Source organism: Kosakonia sp. SMBL-WEM22 (assembly GCF_014490785.1).
Lineage (GTDB): Bacteria > Pseudomonadota > Gammaproteobacteria > Enterobacterales > Enterobacteriaceae > Kosakonia.
The window spans coordinates 954,512-974,877 of record NZ_CP051488.1; the positions used below are offsets into that span (position 1 = coordinate 954,512).

The following is a 20,366-nucleotide window of genomic DNA, read 5'->3' on the forward strand; positions in this document are numbered from 1 at the left end:
CTAATGTGATAAGGCAGGAATAGGTTTACAGGGCATAGTCTATCATGGCATACACAATTGCATGACACCCCGTGCGCCTGCGTAGAGGAGAGGAAATGGACGACATCGATTTTCGCAACAAGATCAACTGGCATCGCCGGTATCGCTCGCCGCAGGGCGTGAAAACCGAACATGAGATCCTGCGCATCTTTGAAAGCGATCGCGGGCGTATCATCAACTCCGCCGCCATCCGGCGTTTACAGCAGAAAACCCAGGTCTTTCCTCTTGAGCGTAACGCGGCGGTTCGCACCCGTTTAACGCACTCTATGGAAGTTCAGCAGGTCGGGCGCTATATCGCCAAAGAGATTTTAAGCCGGCTGAAAGAGCAGCGCCTGCTGGAGAAGTATGGGCTGGATGAGTTAACCGGGCCGTTTGAGAGTATCGTCGAGATGGCCTGCCTGATGCACGATATCGGCAATCCGCCGTTCGGGCACTTTGGTGAAGCGGCGATTAATGATTGGTTCCGCCAGCGGCTGGCACCCGATGATGCCCTCGGCGAGCCTTTGGCTGAAGATCGCTGCGAAGTGGTGGCTCTGCGCCTGCGTGAAGGGGAGGGAGAGCTTAACGCGCTGCGCAGTAAAGTGCGTCATGACTTAAGCCACTTCGAAGGCAACGCGCAGGGTATTCGCATGGTGCATACCCTGATGCGCATGAATCTCACCTGGGCGCAGGTCGGCTGTATTTTAAAATATACCCGTCCGGCGTGGTGGGTTGGTGATCCGCCCGCCTCCCACAGCTATTTAATGAAAAAGCCAGGCTACTATTTCTCAGAAGAGGCCTACGTTGAGCGGCTGCGTAAAGAGTTAAACCTCGACACTTTTAGCCGTTTTCCATTGACCTGGATAATGGAAGCCGCGGATGACATCTCCTATTGCGTGGCTGACCTCGAAGATGCAGTTGAGAAGCGCATATTTTCCGCCGAGCAGCTCTATCAGCATCTTTACGAGGCGTGGGGCGAGCATGAAAAGGGATCGCTGTTTGCTCAGGTTGTCGAAAATGCGTGGGATAAATCGCGCGCGAATTCCATGAGCCGCAGCGCTGAAGATCAATTCTTTATGTATTTACGCGTCAACACGCTTAATAAGCTGGTGCCCTATGCCGCCCAGCGCTTTATTGACAACCTGCCGCAAATCTTCAGCGGCGAATTCAACCACGCGCTGCTGGAAGATGACAGTAGTTTCAGCCAGCTGCTTGAATTATATAAAAACGTCGCCATTAAACAGGTATTCAGCCACCCCGACGTGGAGCAGCTGGAATTACAGGGCTACCGCGTTATCAGTGGGCTGCTGGAAATTTATCGACCCCTATTGCAATTATCGCTGGCGGACTTTACCGAGCTGGTGGAAAAAGAGCGTCTGCGCCGTTTCCCGATTGAATCGCGCCTCTATCAGAAACTGTCGACGCGCCACCGGTTAGCCTACGTCGAAGCGGTCAGCAAATTATCGCCCGACGACGAAGCCTATTCGGTGCTGGAGTATTATCACCGTTGTCGATTAATTCAGGACTATATTAGCGGAATGACGGATCTATATTCATGGGATGAATATCGTCGTTTAATGGCGGTTGAATAATCCCGCTGAATTGTAAAGAGCGACAATATTTTTTTACTTTTTCCAGAAGCTTAAGGCCTGAACTTCACGCTATAAATCGACTCTGAGTGACACATACACAGCAGTTCGCGTTAATCAGAAAAGAGATTGAGAGAGATGAAAAAAACAACGTTAGCAATGAGTGCACTGGCTTTAAGTTTAAGTTTTGCGCTGTCTCCTCTGTCTGCGACGGCAGCAGAAACAGCCTCGTCAACCACCGCAACATCGCAGCAGATGCCAAGCCTCGCACCGATGCTGGAAAAGGTGATGCCGTCAGTCGTGAGTATTAACGTTGAAGGCAGCACCACGGTGAACACGCCGCGCATGCCGCGTAACTTCCAGCAATTCTTCGGTGATAACTCACCCTTCTGCCAGGATGGTTCACCGTTCCAGAGCTCCCCCTTCTGCCAGGGTGGCGCCGGCCCGGATGGGCAGGGCGGCGGCCAGCAGCAGAAATTTATGGCGCTGGGTTCCGGCGTCATCATTGACGCGGCGAAAGGCTACGTTGTTACCAACAACCACGTGGTCGATAACGCCAGCACCATCAAAGTACAGCTCAGCGACGGGCGTAAATTTGACGCTAAAGTCGTGGGCAAAGATCCGCGCTCCGATATCGCGCTGATCCAGATTCAGGATCCAAAAAACCTCACTGCCATTAAGCTTGCCGACTCCGATGCGCTGCGCGTCGGCGATTACACGGTGGCGATTGGTAACCCGTTTGGCCTTGGCGAAACCGTCACCTCCGGGATTGTCTCGGCGCTCGGTCGTAGCGGCCTGAATGCGGAAAACTATGAAAACTTTATTCAGACCGATGCCGCCATTAACCGCGGTAACTCCGGTGGCGCGCTGGTTAACCTCAACGGCGAGCTGATTGGGATTAACACCGCTATCCTCGCGCCGGACGGTGGCAACATCGGGATCGGCTTTGCTATCCCGAGCAATATGGTGAAAAACCTCACCAGCCAGATGGTGCAGTATGGTCAGGTGCGCCGAGGTGAGCTGGGGATTATGGGCACCGAGCTGAACTCTGAGCTGGCGAAAGCGATGAAGGTCGATGCCCAGCGCGGGGCGTTTGTCAGCCAGGTGATGCCAAACTCTGCCGCCGCAAAAGCGGGCGTCAAGGCGGGTGACGTGATTACCACGCTCAACGGCAAACCGATCAGCAGCTTTGCGGCGCTTCGCGCGGAAGTCGGTTCAATGCCGATTGGCAGCAAAGTTACGCTGGGTATGCTGCGCGACGGCAAACCGGTCAACGTAACCCTTGAGCTACAACAGAGCAGCCAGAACCAGGTTGAGTCCAGCACCATCTTCAGCGGTATCGAAGGGGCTGAGATGAGCAACAAGGGCAAAGATGGCGGCGTAGTGGTGAATGCGGTGAAACCGAATAGCCCGGCGGCGCAAATCGGCCTGAAAAAAGGTGATGTGATCCTCGGCGCGAACCAGCAGCCGGTGAAAAACATCGCTGAACTGCGCAAAATTCTCGACAGCAAACCGTCGGTGCTGGCGCTGAACATCCAGCGTGGCGACACCTCAATCTACCTGCTGATGCAGTAATCCTCTGTACAACCCTCTTCCCCGTTGCGGGGAGGAGGGGCTTCTCGCCCTTTTTGTGAACCCTTCCACAACTCCACACTTCTCACTGCCGCTTTGTGCATCCGCACAATGCGCGGGTCAATTTTCTGCCATATGCTTGGCCTCTGCACCGGGGAGGGTTACATGGCTGGCTGGCATCTTGATACCAAAATGGCACAGGATATCGTGGCGCGTACCATGCGTATCATCGATACAAACATCAACGTGATGGATGCGCGCGGGCGGATTATTGGCAGCGGCGATCGCGAGCGCATTGGTGAATTGCACGAAGGCGCGCTACTGGTGCTATCCCAGGGGCGGGTGGTCGATATCGATGATGCGGTGGCGCGCCATCTGCACGGCGTGCGCCAAGGGATCAACCTGCCACTGCGCCTCGAAGGGGAGATTGTTGGCGTCATCGGCCTGACCGGCGAACCGGAAACGTTGCGTAAATATGGCGAGCTGGTCTGTATGACGGCGGAGATGATGCTGGAGCAGTCCCGGCTGATGCATCTGCTGGCGCAGGATAGCCGCCTGCGCGAAGAGCTGGTAATGAACCTGATTCAGGCGGAGGAGCACACGCCAGCGCTGACCGAGTGGGCGCAGCGGTTAGGTATCGATCTTAACCAGCCGCGCGTGGTGGCGGTGGTGGAGGTTGATAGCGGCCAGTTGGGCGTCGATAGCGCAATGGCGGAACTTCAGCAGCTACAAAACGCTCTGACGACGCCGGAGCGCAATAACCTTATCGCCATCGTCTCCCTGACGGAAATGGTGGTGCTGAAACCGGCGCTAAATCCGTTTGGCCGCTGGGATGCAGAAGATCACCGCAAGCGTGTCGAACAGCTGATTACGCGGATGAAAGAGAATGGTCAGCTGCGATTTCGCGTCGCGCTGGGCAACTATTTTACCGGCCCCGGCAGTATTGCGCGCTCCTACCGCACGGCGCGTACTACCATGATGGTCGGTAAACAGCGGATGCCGGAGAACCGCAGCTACTTCTATCAGGATTTGATGCTGCCGGTGCTGCTCGACAGCCTGCGCGGCGGCTGGCAGGCCAACGAGCTGGCGCGCCCGTTAACGCGTCTGAAAGCGATGGATAATAATGGCTTGCTGCGGCGCACGCTGACGGCGTGGTTCCGCCACAATGTGCAGCCGCTGGCGACCTCGAAGGCGCTGTTTATCCACCGTAATACGCTGGAGTATCGCCTGAACCGTATCTCGGAGCTGACCGGGCTGGATCTGGGGAATTTTGACGACAGGCTGCTGCTCTATGTGGCGTTACAGCTGGATGAGCAACATTGAGGTTTGTTTTTTTGCCGGATGGCGCTGCGCTTATCCGGCCTACGCGATCGTGCCGGTTTGATAGGGGTGAGGTGCTTATCTGGCCTATGCGCTGCTTTTTGCCGGATGGCGCTGCGCTTATCCGGCCTACGCGATCGTGTCGGTTTGATAGGGGTGAGGTGCTTATCTGGCCTACGCGATCGTGCCGGTTTGATAGGGATGAGGTGCTTATCTGGCCTACGCGCTGCTTTTTGCCGGATGGCGCTGCGCTTATCCGGCCTACATGATCGTGCCGGTTTGGGATGGCTCAGTAACGGGGCAAAGCCGCCATCAGGCTTAACAGGCCAGATGGCGGTGATAAAACTTATTTCCCGCGCGTCAGTTTCTCAAGATCCGATTCGATTTCACTGATCTTATTGGTAACAACGCTTTCAAGATGGCGCAGATCGTCAAGGATCTTACGCTTCAAATCCACTTCAGTGCGATCGCGCTGGCAGATCTGATCCAGCTCATCAATCACGTAACGCAGGTTAGGGCTGATCTCCTGCACCTCTTTGTAACCCTGGCCGACGCCATCGGCGACCACGGTTTTGCGCTGACGCGGATATTTGAACTTGACGCTCTTGGCGAAGAACTCGCCGCGATCTTTATGAAAATAGATTTTCAGGATGTCGTTATTCGCTTCCTGGCGGAGACTATAACGATCGATTTCATCGGGATTGGTAATGCCTAAACTTTTAAGATTGTCGTACATAGCGGACCCTTAAGCTCAACATAACCTATGAATAATTAACGAAAAAATCTATTTTCGCCACTGACGTATGCAAAAAAGGCGGGCTATATCACCCTCTCCCGCACGGGGAGAGGGAAAAGGCTTAGTCGATGGTGCGCAGCAGTTCGTTAATGCCAACTTTGCCGCGGGTTTTCGCATCCACTTTTTTCACGATAACCGCACAGTAGAGGCTGTATTTACCATCTTTCGACGGCAGGTTGCCCGACACCACCACTGAGCCTGCCGGTACGCGGCCATAATGCACTTCGCCCGTTTCGCGGTCGTAAATACGGGTGCTTTGACCAATATAGACACCCATCGAGATCACCGAACCCTCTTCAACGATCACGCCTTCAACCACTTCGGAGCGCGCGCCGATGAAACAGTTATCTTCAATAATAGTCGGATTTGCCTGCAGTGGTTCCAGTACGCCGCCGATACCCACGCCGCCGGAGAGGTGAACGTTTTTACCGATCTGCGCGCAGGAGCCGACGGTTGCCCACGTGTCGACCATTGAGCCTTCATCGACATAAGCGCCGATGTTGACATAGGAAGGCATCAACACCGTGTTACGGGCGATATACGCGCCCTGACGCACTGCCGCTGGCGGCACTACGCGGAAACCCTCTTTCTGGAAACGCGCTTCGTCGTAATCAGCGAACTTCATCGGGACTTTATCGAAGTAGCGGCTCTCCGCACCGTCGATAACCTGGTTATCGACGGTGCGGAAAGAGAGCAGAACCGCTTTTTTCAGCCACTGGCGGGTGACCCACTGACCGTCGATTTTTTCTGCGACACGCAGCGCGCCGGAGTCAAGCAGGGCGATAACCTGGTTGACCGCTTCACGGGTCACGGTATCGACATTGGCCGGGGTGATTTCTGCGCGGCGCTCGAAAGCGGCTTCAATAACGTTCTGTAACTGCTGCATTGTTAAACTCTTTCCATCTTGTGTAAAAAAATAATCACCCTTTATCGTTTGGATTGAGGGCCTCTGTCAACCGTTGTTGCACCTCCTTTTGCAGCGCATTATTAAGGCCACGCCGGTCGGCGGTAGCAATTATGAATAAATCTTCTACTCGCTCGCCAATGGTTGTAATTCTTGCCCCGTGCAGCGAAATTCCAAGGTCGGCAAAAATCTGCCCGACCCGCGCCAGCAGCCCAGGCTGGTCAAGCGCAATCAACTCGAGGAACGATTTTCTGTCCGTATGGGTCGGCAGGAAATTCACTTCGGTATCGACGGTAAAGTGGCGCAGTTTGGCCGGTTGACGACGCGGCTGCGGCGGCTGCCAGGTGTGCTGGGTAATCGCCTGCTTCAGCCCGAAGCAGATCGCCTCGTGGCGATCGGCAGAGAGCGGGCTGCCGTCCGGCTCCAGCACAATAAAGGTATCCATCGCCATGCCATCGCGGGTGGTAAAGACCTGCGCGTCATGGACACTGAGATTGCGGCGATCCAGCTCGGCGCAGACGGCGGCAAAGAGATAGGGTCGATCCGGGCTCCAGATAAAGATCTCGGTTCCGCCGCGCGTCGCCTGCGGGCTTAACAGGATCAGCGGCTTGGTCAGATCGTGTTGCAGCAGATGGCGCGCGTGCCAGGCGAGCTGATTTGGGCTGTGGCGGACAAAGTAGTTAGCACGACAGCGCGCCCAAATCTGGTGCAGCCGCTCCTCATTAATATTGTCCATGCGCAGCAGCGCCAGCGCTTGCAGCTGGTGGTGACGCACGCGCTCGCGCATATCCGGTGTGTTTTGCATTCCGCGGCGCAGCTGTTTTTCAGTGGCGAAGTAGAGTTCGCGCAACAGGCTCTGCTTCCAGCTATTCCATAACGTTTCGTTGGTGGCGCAGATATCCGCAACTGTCAGGCAGACCAAAAAGCGCAGGCGGTTCTCCGTCTGCACCTCTTCGGCAAACTGCTTGATCACCTCCGGGTCCTGAATATCACGGCGCTGCGCGGTGACCGACATCAGCAGATGGTGGCGCACCAACCAGGCGACCAGTTGCGTTTCCCGCGAGTTCAGGCCGTGAAGTTCAGCAAACTTCAGCACATCCTGCGCCCCCAGCACCGAGTGGTCGCCGCCGCGCCCTTTGGCGATATCGTGAAACAGCGCCGCAATCAGAATCAGCTCCGGGTGCGTGAGGCGCGGCCAGAGCTCCACGCAGAGCGGGTGCTTGCTGCGCGTCTCCTCTTTGGCAAAACTCTCCAGCTTCAGCAACACGCGAATGGTGTGCTCATCGACGGTATAAGCATGAAAGAGGTCGAACTGCATCTGGCCGACAATGTGCGACCACTGCGGCATATAGGCCCACAGCACGCTGTGGCGATGCATCGGCAACAATCCACGGCTCACCGCGCCCGGATGGCGCAGCATACTGAGGAAGATGGTGCGCGCTTCCGGAATGTAGCAGAGGGGCTGGGTTAAATGGCGGCGCGCATGGCGCAAGTGGCGCAGGGTAGTGGAGTAGATGCCGGTAATAGCGCTGTTACGCACCATAATTGAGAACATGCGTAAAATCGCCTGCGGCTCGCGGATAAACAGCGTCTCATCCCGCAGATCGATAAGCGTGCCGCGCAGCTGGAACTCATCATCGATCGCGCGCGGCTTTTCGTCGGGCGTCAGGGCCAGAATCGCCTCGTCGAAGAGTTGCAGCAGCATATGGTTGAGCTCCGACACGCGGCGCGTAACGCGGAAGAAGTCCTTCATCATATGCTCAACAGGCTGATTGCCATCGCCAACATAGTTAAGGCGCTGCGCGACGCTGAGCTGGCGATCAAACAGCAGGCGGTTATCGTAGCGCGTCACTTCCAGATGCAGGGCGAAGCGAATGCGCCACAGCAGATGCAGGCACTCATTCAGTTCATTGCGTTCCGCTTCGGTCAGAAAGCCGAAGCCAACCATCTCATTAAGCGAGGTAGCACCAAAATGGCGGCGCGCGACCCACTGCAGGGTATGAATATCGCGCAGACCGCCGGGGCTGCTTTTAATATCGGGCTCAAGGTTATAACTGGTGCCGTGATAGCGCTGATGGCGTTCGTTCTGCTCCACCACTTTCGCCGGGAAGAAGGTCTCTGATGGCCAGAAGTTATCGCTGAAGATATGTTTTTGCAGTTCCAGGAACAGCGCGACATCGCCGACCAGCAGGCGTGATTCGATAAGGTTGGTGGCGACAGTAAGATCCGATAACCCCTCATGCAGACACTCATCCAGCGTGCGCACGCTGTGACCCACTTCCAGCTTTACATCCCATAGCAGCGTCAGCAGCTCGCCAATTTTTTGCGCCTGCTCGTCCGGCAGCTTATTGCGGCTGAGGATCAGCAGATCGATATCGGACAACGGATGCAGCTCACCGCGACCATAGCCGCCAACGGCCACCAGCGCGGTATCGCCCGCATCGCCAAAGCCATATTGCAGCCACAAGCGCTGCAAAAGCTGATCGATAAATTCGGTGCGCGCCTCAATTAACTGCTCGGCCGAGATCCCGGCGTCAAACACCTGCCCCAGCCACTGTTGAAAAGTATCGATACGCGCCTTGATGGTGGCGCAGTGCAGCTCCTCTGCGGGCCACACGCCGGGGTGTTCAGGCTGGCCGGGAAGGGTGGGCTGAACGTTGCTGACAAATTGTTCGGAAGAGATATTGCTCATGATTAGCCACCCAGTTGGCGTGCGGATCCACTGCAAAACAAAGTAAAAGAGATGGATGGAAATGAAAAGTCGTTTATATGTATGACCCGGCCGGGAAGGGGGCAAAAAAAACGGCCCGCGAAGCGGACCGTTATGTCAGGCAATCTGGCACTATCAGGCAGCGGTCAGTACAGCCTCGATGGTGTCATCTTTACGCAGCGTAAGGATCTCACACCCGGTTTCGGTAACGACAATCGTATGCTCATACTGCGCGGAGAGGCTGCGATCTTTGGTTTTCACCGTCCAGCCATCTTTCATGGTGCGAATGCGGTAATCACCGGCATTGACCATCGGCTCGATGGTGAAAGTCATACCCGCTTTCAGCACCACGCCGCCGTCATCGGCGTCGTAATGCAGGACTTGCGGCTCTTCGTGGAAGCCGCGACCAATGCCGTGACCGCAATATTCGCGCACCACGGAGAAGCCTTCGCCTTCAACATATTTCTGAATAGCCGCTCCGAGGGTACGCAGACGAATACCCGGTTTTACCATGCGCAGCGCCAGATAGAGGCTATCCTGGGTAACGCGGCAGAGGCGCTCGCCCAGAATGGTCGGTTTACCGACGATAAACATCTTCGAGGTGTCGCCGTGATACTCATCTTTGATGACGGTGACGTCGATGTTAACCACATCGCCATCTTTCAGCAGTTTTTCGTCATCCGGAATACCGTGGCAAACCACTTCATTAATCGAGATACAGACCGATTTCGGGAAGCCGTGGTAGCCCAGGCAAGCTGACACAGCGTGTTGCTCATTAACGATGTAATCGTTACAGATGCGGTCCAGTTCACCGGTGCTGACGCCCGGTTTAATGTGCGCTTCGATCATTTCGAGCACTTCGGCAGCGAGGCGGCCGGCAACGCGCATTTTTTCAATTTCTTCGGGTGTTTTAATAGAGATAGCCATGAGAAGTGTCCATCAGTGTCGATTTTTTCGACTATACCAGGAGTAGTGCTGTCAATGGTAACAGTCGGGCAAGCGTTGTGCCAAATTGAGAATCGTTAACAGCACGCTGCGGCAACAACTATTGGTGTCCTGTTCGCTTTTGTGATATAAAGCGCGCCGGACTTCCGTTCCTGTTTCGGGATGGGAGCCACAAATCTCACTTTGTGTAATAACACACACGTATCGGCACATATTCCGGGGTGCCCTTCGGGGTCGGTAATATGGGATACGTGGAGGCATAACCCCAACTTTTATATAGAGGTTTTAATCATGGCAACTGTTTCCATGCGCGACATGCTCAAGGCTGGTGTTCACTTTGGTCACCAGACCCGTTACTGGAACCCGAAAATGAAGCCTTTCATCTTCGGCGCGCGTAACAAAGTTCACATCATCAACCTTGAGAAAACTGTACCGATGTTCAACGAAGCCCTGGCTGAGCTGAACAAGATCTCTGCTCGTAAAGGCAAGATCCTGATCGTTGGTACTAAACGCGCTGCAAGCGAAGCGGTGAAAGAAGCAGCTCAGAATTGCGATCAGTTCTTCGTGAACCATCGCTGGCTGGGCGGCATGCTGACTAACTGGAAAACCGTTCGTCAGTCCATCAAACGTCTGAAAGACCTGGAAACTCAGTCTCAGGACGGCACCTTCGACAAGCTGACCAAGAAAGAAGCGCTGATGCGCACTCGTGAGCTGGACAAGCTGGAAAACAGCCTGGGCGGTATCAAAGACATGGGCGGCCTGCCGGACGCACTGTTTGTTATCGACGCTGACCACGAGCACATCGCAATCAAAGAAGCAAACAACCTGGGTATCCCGGTATTTGCTATCGTTGATACCAACTCCGATCCGGACGGCGTTGACTTCGTTATCCCGGGTAACGACGATGCAATCCGTGCTGTTAGCCTGTACCTGAATGCCGTTGCTGCTACCGTTCGTGAAGGCCGTTCTTCTGATCTGGCTACTCAGGCGGAAGAAAGCTTCGTAGAAGCTGAGTAATAAGGCACGCTCGCTGAGCCCCTTATTGAGCAGGTAGTACCGAGTTTGGTTAGGGGGCCTGTTTATGGCCCCCTTTTTCACTTTCAAGCCTGTTTGGTTCCTGGAACCGGGCAGGTCATATCTCTCCCGAGGATTAAAGAATGGCTGAAATTACCGCATCCCTGGTAAAAGAGCTGCGTGAACGTACTGGCGCAGGCATGATGGACTGTAAAAAAGCGCTGACCGAAGCAAGCGGCGACATCGAGCTGGCAATCGAGAACATGCGTAAGTCCGGTGCAATCAAAGCGGCGAAAAAAGCGGGCAACGTTGCTGCTGACGGCGTGATCATCACCAAAATCGACGGCACCTACGGCATCATTCTGGAAGTTAACTGCCAGACTGACTTCGTTGCTAAAGATGCTGGTTTCCAGGCATTTGCTAACAAAGTTCTGGACGCTGCTGTTGCTGGCAAAATCACCGACGTTGAAGTTCTGAAAACGCAGTTCGAAGAAGAGCGCGTTGCACTGGTTGCTAAAATCGGTGAGAACATCAACATCCGTCGCGTCTCCTCCCTGGAAGGCGAAGTACTGGGCTCTTACCAGCACGGCGCGCGTATCGGTGTTCTGGTTGCGGCGAAAGGCGCAGATCAGGAGCTGGTTAAGCAGCTGGCTATGCACGTTGCTGCAAGCAAGCCGGAATTCGTTAAGCCGGAAGACGTGTCTGCTGAAGTGGTTGAGAAAGAGTACCAGGTTCAGCTGGATATCGCCATGCAGTCTGGCAAGCCGAAAGAGATCGCAGAGAAAATGGTTGAAGGCCGCATGAAGAAATTCACCGGCGAAGTTTCTCTGACCGGCCAGCCTTTTGTTATGGACCCGAGCAAAACCGTTGGTCAGCTGCTGAAAGAGCACAACGCTGACGTGACTGGCTTCATCCGCTTCGAAGTGGGCGAAGGCATTGAGAAAGTTGAGACTGACTTCGCAGCAGAAGTTGCTGCCATGTCCAAGCAGTCTTAATCAATAAAAGGAGCCGCCTGAGGGCGGCTTCTTTTTATGTCCTTCATCTGAAAAACAGCCGGCACTCTAGTGCTAGCGCTGACAGGCGACGTATCATAGCGCCAGATTAAACCCGTCTAATTGTTCACAGTCTCAGGAAAGAAACATGGCTACCAATGCAAAACCCATCTACAAACGCATTCTGCTTAAGCTGAGTGGCGAAGCGCTTCAGGGCTCTGAAGGTTTCGGTATCGACGCAAGCATTCTTGACCGTATGGCGCAGGAAATTAAAGAGCTGGTTGAACTGGGTATTCAGGTTGGCGTGGTCATTGGCGGGGGTAACCTGTTCCGTGGTGCGGGCCTGGCGAAAGCGGGCATGAACCGTGTTGTGGGCGATCACATGGGTATGCTGGCAACAGTAATGAACGGCCTGGCAATGCGTGATGCTCTGCATCGTGCCTATGTGAACGCGCGCCTGATGTCCGCATTCCCGTTAAACGGCGTGTGTGACAACTACAGCTGGGCTGAAGCAATTAGCCTGCTGCGTAATAACCGCGTAGTGATTTTCAGCGCCGGTACCGGTAACCCGTTCTTTACCACCGACTCCGCAGCCTGCCTGCGCGGTATCGAGATCGAAGCCGATGTGGTGCTGAAAGCGACCAAAGTTGACGGCGTATTCACCGCCGATCCGGTGCTGGATCCGACCGCCACCCTCTGCGAGCGCCTCTCCTATACTGAAGTACTTGAGAAAGAGCTGAAAGTGATGGATCTGGCCGCCTTTACCCTGGCCCGCGACCATAAATTACCGATTCGTGTGTTCAATATGAACAAACCAGGCGCGCTGCGCCGCGTGGTAATGGGCGAAAAAGAGGGCACATTGATTACGGAATAATTCCCGTAAGCAATAAATAAAGGTAAGATTCCGCTTTAATTTATCCAGCAGAGCGTTCCGGTATCTTTACGATGCCATCATGGGAACAAGGCTATACTTAGCACAACCGCCGTATGGCCTGTCTGCGACAAGATTTCAAGGATCCGTAACGTGATTAGCGATATCAGAAAAGATGCTGAAGTGCGCATGGACAAATGCGTTGAAGCGTTCAAAACCCAAATCAGCAAAGTGCGTACTGGCCGTGCTTCTCCGAGCCTGCTGGACGGCATCGTTGTGGAATATTACGGTACGCCGACGCCGCTGCGTCAGTTGGCCAGCGTAACGGTAGAAGACTCTCGCACACTGAAAATCAACGTCTTCGATCGCTCGATGAGCCCGGCCGTTGAAAAAGCGATCCTCACCTCCGATCTGGGTCTGAACCCAAGCTCTGCGGGCAGCGATATTCGCGTTCCGCTGCCGGCCCTGACCGAAGAGCGTCGTAAAGACCTGATCAAGGTGGTGCGTGGCGAAGCTGAGCAGGCCCGTGTTGCCGTGCGTAACGTGCGCCGTGACGCTAACGACAAAGTGAAAGCGCTGCTGAAAGACAAAGAGATCAGCGAAGATGACGATCGCCGTTCTCAGGATGACGTGCAGAAGCTGACCGACGCTGCGATCAAGAAAGTTGACGCGGCGCTGGCGGATAAAGAAGCGGAACTGATGCAGTTCTGATTCGATACTAAACGACTAAAACGCCGTCCAGAGAGCCGTGCAAGCGGCTTGCTGACGGCGTTTTTGCTTTCCCTCCTTGCAACGTTGCGAGCGTTTCATGAAGCATTTAACTCTTCTGGGCTCAACGGGTTCCATAGGTTGCAGCACGCTTGCTGTGGTTCGTCATAATCCCGATCGTTTTACCGTCACCGCGCTAGTCGCGGGAAAAAATGTCGCGCGCATGGTTGAGCAGTGCCTCGAGTTCTCTCCACGCTATGCGGTGATGGATGACGCTGCCAGCGCGCAGCAGTTACAGCGCACCCTAAGCGAGCATGGCAGCCGCACGGAAGTGCTGAGTGGCCAGCAGGCCGCCTGTGAGATGGCTGCGCTTGATGAGGTCGATCAAGTCATGGCTGCTATCGTCGGCGCGGCGGGATTATTGCCTACGCTTGCCGCTATTCGTGCCGGTAAAAGTGTACTGCTTGCTAATAAAGAGTCGCTTGTCACCTGCGGCCGCCTGTTTATGGAGGCGGTGAAAGAGAGTAGGGCACAGCTGCTGCCGGTCGATAGCGAACATAATGCGATTTTTCAGAGTTTGCCGGAACCAATCCAGCATAACCTCGGGTACGCTGATCTCGAACAGAATGGCGTATCGTCGATTCTGCTTACCGGGTCTGGTGGCCCATTCCGGGAGACGCCGGTGGCGGATCTGGCGCTGATGACGCCGGATCAGGCTTGTCGCCATCCGAATTGGTCGATGGGGCGTAAAATCTCCGTTGATTCCGCCACCATGATGAATAAAGGTCTGGAATACATTGAAGCACGCTGGTTGTTTAATGCCGCTGCCCAGCAGATGGAAGTGTTGATACATCCGCAATCGGTGATCCACTCCATGGTGCGTTATCAGGATGGCAGTGTGTTGGCGCAGTTGGGTGAGCCGGATATGCGAACACCCATCGCACACACAATGGCCTGGCCTGAGCGTGTGTCGTCAGGTGTCAACGCCCTTGATTTCTGCAAGCTGAGCGCATTAAGTTTTGCCGCCCCCGATTACGATCGTTATCCCTGTCTGAAGCTGGCAATTGATGCCTCCAGCGAAGGCCAGGCGGCGACAACCGCGCTAAACGCAGCTAATGAGGTGGCCGTTTCGGCTTTCCTGGCATCAGCTATCCGTTTCACTGATATCGCCGCTCTCAATCTCTCTGTGCTTGAACAGATGGATTTACGCGAACCGCAGAGTATTGATGACGTTCTGGCCGTCGATGTACTGGCACGAGAGATTGCGCAAAAACAAGTGATGCGCTTCGCAAGCTAGTGATAATGCTGTCCGGAGTGACGGTGCTATTTGTTAGCGTAGGGCTTCAGTGATATAGTCTGCGCCACAAAATTGCCGCTTTTTATTATGGCGAATTGTGTAAGCCGTGGTTTGCGCGGCTTTTTTGTGTGAAGGCTTTTGTATTCCTGAGTACCGCTAAATCCTTTTCAGGGACTAAAACGCGTTATGTTGTCTGCTAACCAACCGATAAGCGAAAATTTGCCAACGCATGGCTGCCGCCATGTAGCGATAATTATGGATGGCAATGGTCGCTGGGCAAAAAGGCAGGGGAAACTCCGTGCCTTTGGACACCGAGCGGGAGCGAAATCCGTTCGCCGCGCAGTCTCTTTTGCCGCCAATAATGGTATCGACGCGCTGACGCTGTATGCTTTTAGTAGCGAAAACTGGAACCGTCCGGCGCAGGAAGTGAGTGCGCTGATGGAACTGTTTGTGTGGGCGCTGGATAGCGAAGTGAAAAGCCTGCACCGCCATAATGTTCGTTTACGCATTATTGGCGATACCAGCCGGTTTAATGCGCGTTTGCAGGAGCGAATCCGCAAAGCGGAAGCGTTAACCGCCCAGAACAGCGGGCTAACGTTAAATATTGCCGCCAACTATGGTGGGCGTTGGGATATCGTTCAGGGAGTTCGGCATTTAGCTGAGCAAGTGCAGGAAGGGCTGTTGCGCCCGGACGAAATAGATGAAGAGACGCTGAACAAGCAAGTCTGCATGCATGAGCTGGCTCCCGTTGATTTAGTGATTAGGACGGGCGGCGAACATCGCATAAGTAATTTTTTACTTTGGCAAATTGCCTATGCCGAACTTTACTTTACTGATGTTCTTTGGCCTGATTTTGATGAACAAGACTTTGAAGGTGCGCTGAATGCCTTTGCTAATCGAGAGCGTCGTTTCGGTGGTACCGAGCCTGGTGGCGACAAAGCCTGATGGGGGTTGCTTTTGCTGAAGTATCGCCTGATTTCTGCGTTAGTATTGATACCCATTGTTATTGCAGCACTTTTTTTGCTGCCACCGGTGGGCTTTGCGATTATCACTCTCGCCGTTTGCATGCTTGCCGCATGGGAATGGGGTCAACTGAGTGGTTTAACCTCGCGCACGCAGCGCGTCTGGCTGGCGGTGCTCTGTGGGCTGCTACTAGCGCTGATGCTGTTTACGCTGCCGGAGTATCATCACAACGTCCATCAACCGCTTATTGAGGGCTCGCTCTGGGCCTCTCTGGTGTGGTGGCTGGCGGCATTGGGGCTGGTGCTGGGTTACCCTGCCTCTGCGGCGCTGTGGCGCAACTCTAAAGCGCTGCGCCTGCTGTTTGGCGTTCTCACCATCATTCCTTTCTTCTGGGGAATGTTGGCGCTGCGGGTTTGGCACTACGAGGCCAACCCCTATAGCGGGGCAATCTGGTTGCTCTACGTCATGATCCTTGTCTGGGGAGCAGACTCTGGCGCATATATGTTTGGCAAACTATTTGGCAAACATAAGCTGGCGCCAAAGGTGTCGCCGGGTAAAACCTGGCAAGGTTTCCTCGGCGGATTGCTGACCGCAGGCATCATCTCCTGGGGCTACGGCGCATGGGCGAATCTTGAAGTGGCACACTCGACGCTGCTGATCTGCTCTGTGGTGGCCGCGCTGGCCTCGGTGCTGGGCGATTTAACCGAGAGCATGTTTAAGCGCGAAGCCGGCATTAAAGATAGTGGTCATCTTATTCCAGGCCACGGCGGTATACTGGATCGCATTGACAGCCTGACGGCAGCGGTTCCCGTATTTGCCTGTCTGTTACTGCTGGTTTTCAGGACGATTTGACGGAAGGTTTTATGCTGAGCATTCTCTGGAATCTGGCGGCGTTCATTATTGCGCTTGGTGTTTTAATCACGGTGCATGAATTTGGCCATTTCTGGGTTGCTCGCCGCTGTGGCGTCCGCGTCGAGCGCTTCTCCATTGGTTTTGGTAAAGCGCTCTGGCGCCGCTTCGATAAGCAGGGCACCGAATTTGTTATCGCCCTTATCCCTCTGGGCGGCTACGTCAAAATGCTCGATGAGCGCGTCGAACCGGTCGCTCCGGAGATGCGCCACTTTGCGTTTAACAATAAAACTGTCGGCCAGCGCGCCGCGGTGATCGCGGCGGGTCCCATCGCCAACTTTATCTTCGCCATCTTCGCCTACTGGCTGGTGTTTATCATCGGCGTCCCCGGCGTTCGCCCGGTAATTGGTGAAATAACGCCCAACTCTATCGCTGCAAGCGCGCAAATTGCACCCGGCACGGAACTTAAAGCCATCGACGGTATCGAAACGCCTGATTGGGATGCAGTGCGCTTACAGCTGGTGTCTAAAATCGGTGACAGTCAGACGACCGTCAGCGTGGCACCTTTCGGCAGTAACAATCGACAGGATAAAGTGCTGGATTTGCGCCACTGGGCGTTTGCACCTGACAAGGACGACCCGATGATGTCGCTGGGAATGCGACCGCGTACTGCGCAGCTGGAACCGGTGCTCGCTGAAGTGCAAAGCGGTTCCGCCGCCAGCAAAGCGGGTTTGCAAGCAGGCGACAGGATCGTTAAAGTCGAGGGTCAGCAGTTAACGCAGTGGTCGACCTTTGTCACGCTGGTGCGGGACAACCCCGGTAAGGCGTTAGCATTAGAGGTGGAAAGGCAAGGGGCTTCCTTGTCTTTAACACTGACACCGGATACGAAACCCGGTAACAAGGCAGAAGGTTTTGCGGGCGTCGTGCCCAAGATTATCCCGCTGCCGGATGAATATGAGACAGTACGCCAGTACGGGCCTTTCAGCGCCATCGCCGAAGCCACGGGTAAAACCTGGCAGTTGATGAAGCTGACGGTCAGTATGTTGGGGAAATTGATCACCGGTGATGTAAAACTGAACAACCTCAGTGGGCCGATCTCTATCGCCCAGGGGGCTGGGATGTCAGCAGAGTTCGGGTTGATTTACTACCTGATGTTCCTCGCTTTGATAAGTGTGAACTTAGGCATTATCAACCTGTTCCCGCTCCCCGTTTTAGACGGCGGACATCTGCTGTTTTTGGCGATTGAGAAGCTGAAAGGCGGACCGGTATCCGAGCGAGTTCAAGACTTTAGTTATCGCATTGGCTCTATTTTGCTGGTGTTGTTAATGGGGCTTGCACTTTTCAATGATTTCTCTCGCTTGTAAGAGAGTTTGTTAGGAAGAACGCATAATAACGATGGCGATGAAAAAGTTGCTCATAGCGTCGCTGCTGTTTAGCAGCGCCACCGTATACGGTGCTGAGGGGTTCGTAGTGAAGGATATTCATTTCGAAGGCCTACAGCGTGTCGCCGTTGGTGCGGCCCTCCTCAGTATGCCAGTACGTCCAGGCGATACGGTGAATGATGAAGACATCAGTAACACCATTCGCGCACTGTTTGCCACTGGCAACTTTGAGGATGTTCGTGTCCTGCGTGATGGCGATACCCTTCTCGTTCAGGTGAAAGAACGCCCCACAATCGCCAGCATCACCTTCTCCGGCAACAAGTCGGTTAAAGATGACATGCTGAAACAGAACCTTGAGGCTTCTGGCGTGCGTGTTGGCGAATCACTGGATCGCACCACCCTCTCCGATATTGAAAAAGGGCTGGAAGATTTCTACTACAGCGTCGGTAAATACAGCGCCAGCGTAAAAGCTGTCGTCACGCCGCTGCCGCGTAACCGCGTCGATCTGAAGCTGGTCTTCCAGGAGGGCGTCTCCGCGCAGATCCAGCAGATCAACATCGTCGGTAACCACGCGTTCTCGACCGAACAGCTGATCTCTAACTTCCAGCTGCGCGACGAAGTGCCATGGTGGAACGTGGTCGGCGATCGTAAATATCAGAAGCAGAAGCTGGCGGGCGATCTCGAAACCCTGCGCAGCTACTATCTGGATCGCGGTTATGCCCGTTTCAACATTGATTCGACGCAGGTTAGCCTGACGCCGGACAAAAAGGGCATCTACATTACCGTTAACGTCACCGAAGGCGATCAGTACAAGCTTTCTGGCGTGCAGGTCGCCGGCAATCTGGCGGGCCACTCAGCGGAAATTGAAGGCCTGACCAAAATTCAGCCAGGCGAGCTCTACAACGGCACCAAAGTGACCAAAATGGAAGACGATATTAAAAAGCTTCTGGGTCGCTATGGTTATGCCTATCCGCGCGTACAGTCTCAGCCTGAGATTAACGACGCCGATAAGACCGTTAAACTGCATATCAACGTCGATGCGGGTAACCGTTTTTACGTGCGTAAGATCCGCTTTGAAGGCAATGACACCTCGAAAGATACCGTTCTGCGTCGCGAAATGCGCCAGATGGAAGGGGCATGGCTGGGCAGCGATCTGGTCGATCAGGGTAAAGAGCGTCTGAACCGTCTCGGCTACTTTGAAACCGTTGATAGCGAAACGCAGCGTGTTCCGGGCAGCCCGGATCAGGTTGATGTGGTCTACAAAGTCAAAGAGCGTAACACCGGTAGCTTCAACTTTGGTGTCGGTTACGGCACTGAGAGCGGTGTCAGCTTCCAGGTCGGCGTGCAGCAGGATAACTGGTTAGGTACCGGTTACTCTGTCGGCATCAGCGGCACCAAAAACGACTACCAGACCTACTCGGAACTCTCGGTCACCAACCCGTACTTCACGGTTGATGGCGTGAGCCTCGGCGGTCGTCTGTTCTACAACGACTTTAAAGCGGACGACGCGGATCTCTCATCTTATACCAACAAAAGTTATGGTCTGGATGGCACGCTCGGGTTCCCGATTAACGAATACAACACGCTGCGCACCGGCTTAGGCTATGTGCACAACAGCCTGTCGAAGATGCAGCCGCAGATCGCCATGTGGCGTTATCTCGACTCCGTGGGGCAGAATGCCAGCACCCGGGATGACAGCAACGGTTACTCGGCGGATGATTTCACCTTCAACTATGGCTGGACGTATAACAACCTTGACCGCGGTTACTTCCCGACGAAAGGTTCTCGCGTCAACCTGAATGGTAAAGTGACGATTCCGGGCTCGGATAACGAGTTCTATAAAGTCACTGTCGACACCGCGTCCTACTTCCCGATTGACGAAGATCACAAATGGGTGATGCTGGGTCGTACACGTTGGGGCTATGGCGACGGTATCGGTAGCAAAGAAATGCCGTTCTATGAGAACTTCTATGCAGGTGGTTCCAGCACCGTTCGTGGCTTCCAGTCCAATAACATTGGTCCGAAAGCGGTCTACTATGGCGGCAGCGGCCTGGAAAACTGTAACACTACCACGTCGAAATTCTGTAAGTCTGATGATGCGGTGGGCGGTAACGCAATGGGCGTTGTCAGCGCCGAGCTGATCACCCCGACGCCGTTTATCAGCGAGAAGTACGCAAACTCTGTACGTACCTCCTTCTTCTGGGATGCGGGCAGCGTATGGGATACGAACTGGCAAAATACCGCGGAGATGAAAGCGCTGGGTATTCCGGATTATAGCGATCCGAGCAATATCCGCATGTCTGCCGGTATCGCACTACAATGGATGTCCCCATTGGGGCCGTTGGTCTTCTCCTACGCCCAGCCGTTTAAAAAGTACGATGGAGACAAAGCGGAGCAGTTCCAGTTTAACATCGGTAAAACCTGGTAACGCCGCAC

The 20,366-nt window shown here is 54.5% G+C and carries 16 protein-coding genes; 12 read left to right on the forward strand and 4 right to left on the reverse strand.

Going from position 1 to position 20,366, the window contains the following annotated elements; all coding sequences use genetic code 11:
* Positions 1-95: 95 nt before the first annotated feature.
* From dgt to cdaR, 3 genes are all read left to right on the forward strand, one after another.
* Positions 96-1,610: a dGTPase gene (gene dgt / locus HF650_RS04535; RefSeq protein ID WP_187801363.1), complete on the forward strand. Its 1,515-nt coding sequence runs from the start codon at positions 96-98 to the stop codon at positions 1,608-1,610.
* A 135-nt stretch (positions 1,611-1,745) separates the two neighbouring features.
* The gene (degP, locus tag HF650_RS04540) at positions 1,746-3,182 is read left to right on the forward strand and encodes a serine endoprotease DegP (protein WP_187801364.1); all 1,437 of its coding nucleotides are present in this window, start codon (positions 1,746-1,748) and stop codon (positions 3,180-3,182) included.
* Positions 3,183-3,344: 162 nt separating this feature from the next.
* Positions 3,345-4,502, forward strand: a complete 1,158-nt coding sequence (gene cdaR / locus HF650_RS04545) for a DNA-binding transcriptional regulator CdaR (RefSeq protein ID WP_187801365.1) — start codon at positions 3,345-3,347, stop codon at positions 4,500-4,502.
* Between the two features lie 343 nt (positions 4,503-4,845).
* On the opposite strand, the gene HF650_RS04550 is transcribed toward cdaR, so the two are convergent.
* The 4 genes from HF650_RS04550 to map form a co-directional block, all read right to left on the reverse strand.
* A complete protein-coding gene (locus tag HF650_RS04550) occupies positions 4,846-5,235 on the reverse strand; it encodes a DUF3461 family protein (RefSeq protein ID WP_023480393.1) in 390 nt (129 codons plus the stop codon).
* Between the two features lie 121 nt (positions 5,236-5,356).
* Complete coding sequence (gene dapD / locus HF650_RS04555; protein ID WP_187801366.1) at positions 5,357-6,181, reverse strand: 2,3,4,5-tetrahydropyridine-2,6-dicarboxylate N-succinyltransferase; 825 nt, start codon at positions 6,179-6,181, stop codon at positions 5,357-5,359.
* 34 nt (positions 6,182-6,215) lie between these two features.
* On the reverse strand, positions 6,216-8,891 hold the full coding sequence (gene glnD / locus HF650_RS04560; RefSeq protein ID WP_187801367.1) for a bifunctional uridylyltransferase/uridylyl-removing protein GlnD: 2,676 nt from the start codon (positions 8,889-8,891) through the stop codon (positions 6,216-6,218).
* Between the two features lie 153 nt (positions 8,892-9,044).
* A complete protein-coding gene (gene map / locus HF650_RS04565) occupies positions 9,045-9,836 on the reverse strand; it encodes a type I methionyl aminopeptidase (protein WP_187801368.1) in 792 nt (263 codons plus the stop codon).
* A 309-nt stretch (positions 9,837-10,145) separates the two neighbouring features.
* On the opposite strand from map, the gene rpsB reads away from it, so the two are divergent.
* From rpsB to bamA, 9 genes are all read left to right on the forward strand, one after another.
* Positions 10,146-10,871 (forward strand): 30S ribosomal protein S2, encoded by a 726-nt coding sequence (gene rpsB / locus HF650_RS04570; RefSeq protein ID WP_023480483.1) that lies wholly within the window; start codon positions 10,146-10,148, stop codon positions 10,869-10,871.
* A gap of 140 nt (positions 10,872-11,011) precedes the next feature.
* Positions 11,012-11,863, forward strand: coding sequence for a translation elongation factor Ts (gene tsf / locus HF650_RS04575; RefSeq protein WP_023480457.1), 852 nt, complete (start codon positions 11,012-11,014; stop codon positions 11,861-11,863).
* Between the two features lie 145 nt (positions 11,864-12,008).
* Positions 12,009-12,734: a UMP kinase gene (gene pyrH, locus HF650_RS04580; RefSeq protein WP_187801369.1), complete on the forward strand. Its 726-nt coding sequence runs from the start codon at positions 12,009-12,011 to the stop codon at positions 12,732-12,734.
* 150 nt (positions 12,735-12,884) lie between these two features.
* Positions 12,885-13,442, forward strand: coding sequence for a ribosome recycling factor (gene frr / locus HF650_RS04585; RefSeq protein ID WP_017457998.1), 558 nt, complete (start codon positions 12,885-12,887; stop codon positions 13,440-13,442).
* A gap of 97 nt (positions 13,443-13,539) precedes the next feature.
* Positions 13,540-14,736, forward strand: a complete 1,197-nt coding sequence (gene ispC, locus HF650_RS04590) for a 1-deoxy-D-xylulose-5-phosphate reductoisomerase (RefSeq protein ID WP_187801370.1) — start codon at positions 13,540-13,542, stop codon at positions 14,734-14,736.
* Between the two features lie 186 nt (positions 14,737-14,922).
* Positions 14,923-15,681, forward strand: a complete 759-nt coding sequence (gene ispU / locus HF650_RS04595; RefSeq protein ID WP_023480217.1) for a (2E,6E)-farnesyl-diphosphate-specific ditrans,polycis-undecaprenyl-diphosphate synthase — start codon at positions 14,923-14,925, stop codon at positions 15,679-15,681.
* A 12-nt stretch (positions 15,682-15,693) separates the two neighbouring features.
* Positions 15,694-16,551 carry a phosphatidate cytidylyltransferase gene (gene cdsA, locus HF650_RS04600; RefSeq protein WP_187801371.1) on the forward strand — a complete coding sequence of 286 codons (858 nt, stop codon included), beginning with the start codon at positions 15,694-15,696 and terminating at the stop codon, positions 16,549-16,551.
* Between the two features lie 11 nt (positions 16,552-16,562).
* The gene (rseP, locus tag HF650_RS04605; RefSeq protein ID WP_187801372.1) at positions 16,563-17,912 is read left to right on the forward strand and encodes a sigma E protease regulator RseP; all 1,350 of its coding nucleotides are present in this window, start codon (positions 16,563-16,565) and stop codon (positions 17,910-17,912) included.
* 31 nt (positions 17,913-17,943) lie between these two features.
* Positions 17,944-20,358 carry an outer membrane protein assembly factor BamA gene (gene bamA, locus HF650_RS04610; protein ID WP_076768870.1) on the forward strand — a complete coding sequence of 805 codons (2,415 nt, stop codon included), beginning with the start codon at positions 17,944-17,946 and terminating at the stop codon, positions 20,356-20,358.
* The last annotated feature ends 8 nt before the right edge of the window (positions 20,359-20,366 follow it).

What these genes read in the sequence shown, in the direction of transcription:
- dgt (WP_187801363.1), top strand. Translation starts at nt 96, where the DNA reads ATGGACGACATCGATTTTCGCAACAAGATCAACTGGCATCGCCGGTAT.
- degP (WP_187801364.1), top strand. Translation starts at nt 1,746, where the DNA reads ATGAAAAAAACAACGTTAGCAATGAGTGCACTGGCTTTAAGTTTAAGT.
- cdaR (WP_187801365.1), top strand. Translation starts at nt 3,345, where the DNA reads ATGGCTGGCTGGCATCTTGATACCAAAATGGCACAGGATATCGTGGCG.
- HF650_RS04550 (WP_023480393.1), bottom strand. Translation starts at nt 5,235, where the DNA reads ATGTACGACAATCTTAAAAGTTTAGGCATTACCAATCCCGATGAAATC.
- dapD (WP_187801366.1), bottom strand. Translation starts at nt 6,181, where the DNA reads ATGCAGCAGTTACAGAACGTTATTGAAGCCGCTTTCGAGCGCCGCGCA.
- glnD (WP_187801367.1), bottom strand. Translation starts at nt 8,891, where the DNA reads ATGAGCAATATCTCTTCCGAACAATTTGTCAGCAACGTTCAGCCCACC.
- map (WP_187801368.1), bottom strand. Translation starts at nt 9,836, where the DNA reads ATGGCTATCTCTATTAAAACACCCGAAGAAATTGAAAAAATGCGCGTT.
- rpsB (WP_023480483.1), top strand. Translation starts at nt 10,146, where the DNA reads ATGGCAACTGTTTCCATGCGCGACATGCTCAAGGCTGGTGTTCACTTT.
- tsf (WP_023480457.1), top strand. Translation starts at nt 11,012, where the DNA reads ATGGCTGAAATTACCGCATCCCTGGTAAAAGAGCTGCGTGAACGTACT.
- pyrH (WP_187801369.1), top strand. Translation starts at nt 12,009, where the DNA reads ATGGCTACCAATGCAAAACCCATCTACAAACGCATTCTGCTTAAGCTG.
- ispC (WP_187801370.1), top strand. Translation starts at nt 13,540, where the DNA reads ATGAAGCATTTAACTCTTCTGGGCTCAACGGGTTCCATAGGTTGCAGC.
- ispU (WP_023480217.1), top strand. Translation starts at nt 14,923, where the DNA reads ATGTTGTCTGCTAACCAACCGATAAGCGAAAATTTGCCAACGCATGGC.
- rseP (WP_187801372.1), top strand. Translation starts at nt 16,563, where the DNA reads ATGCTGAGCATTCTCTGGAATCTGGCGGCGTTCATTATTGCGCTTGGT.
- bamA (WP_076768870.1), top strand. Translation starts at nt 17,944, where the DNA reads ATGGCGATGAAAAAGTTGCTCATAGCGTCGCTGCTGTTTAGCAGCGCC.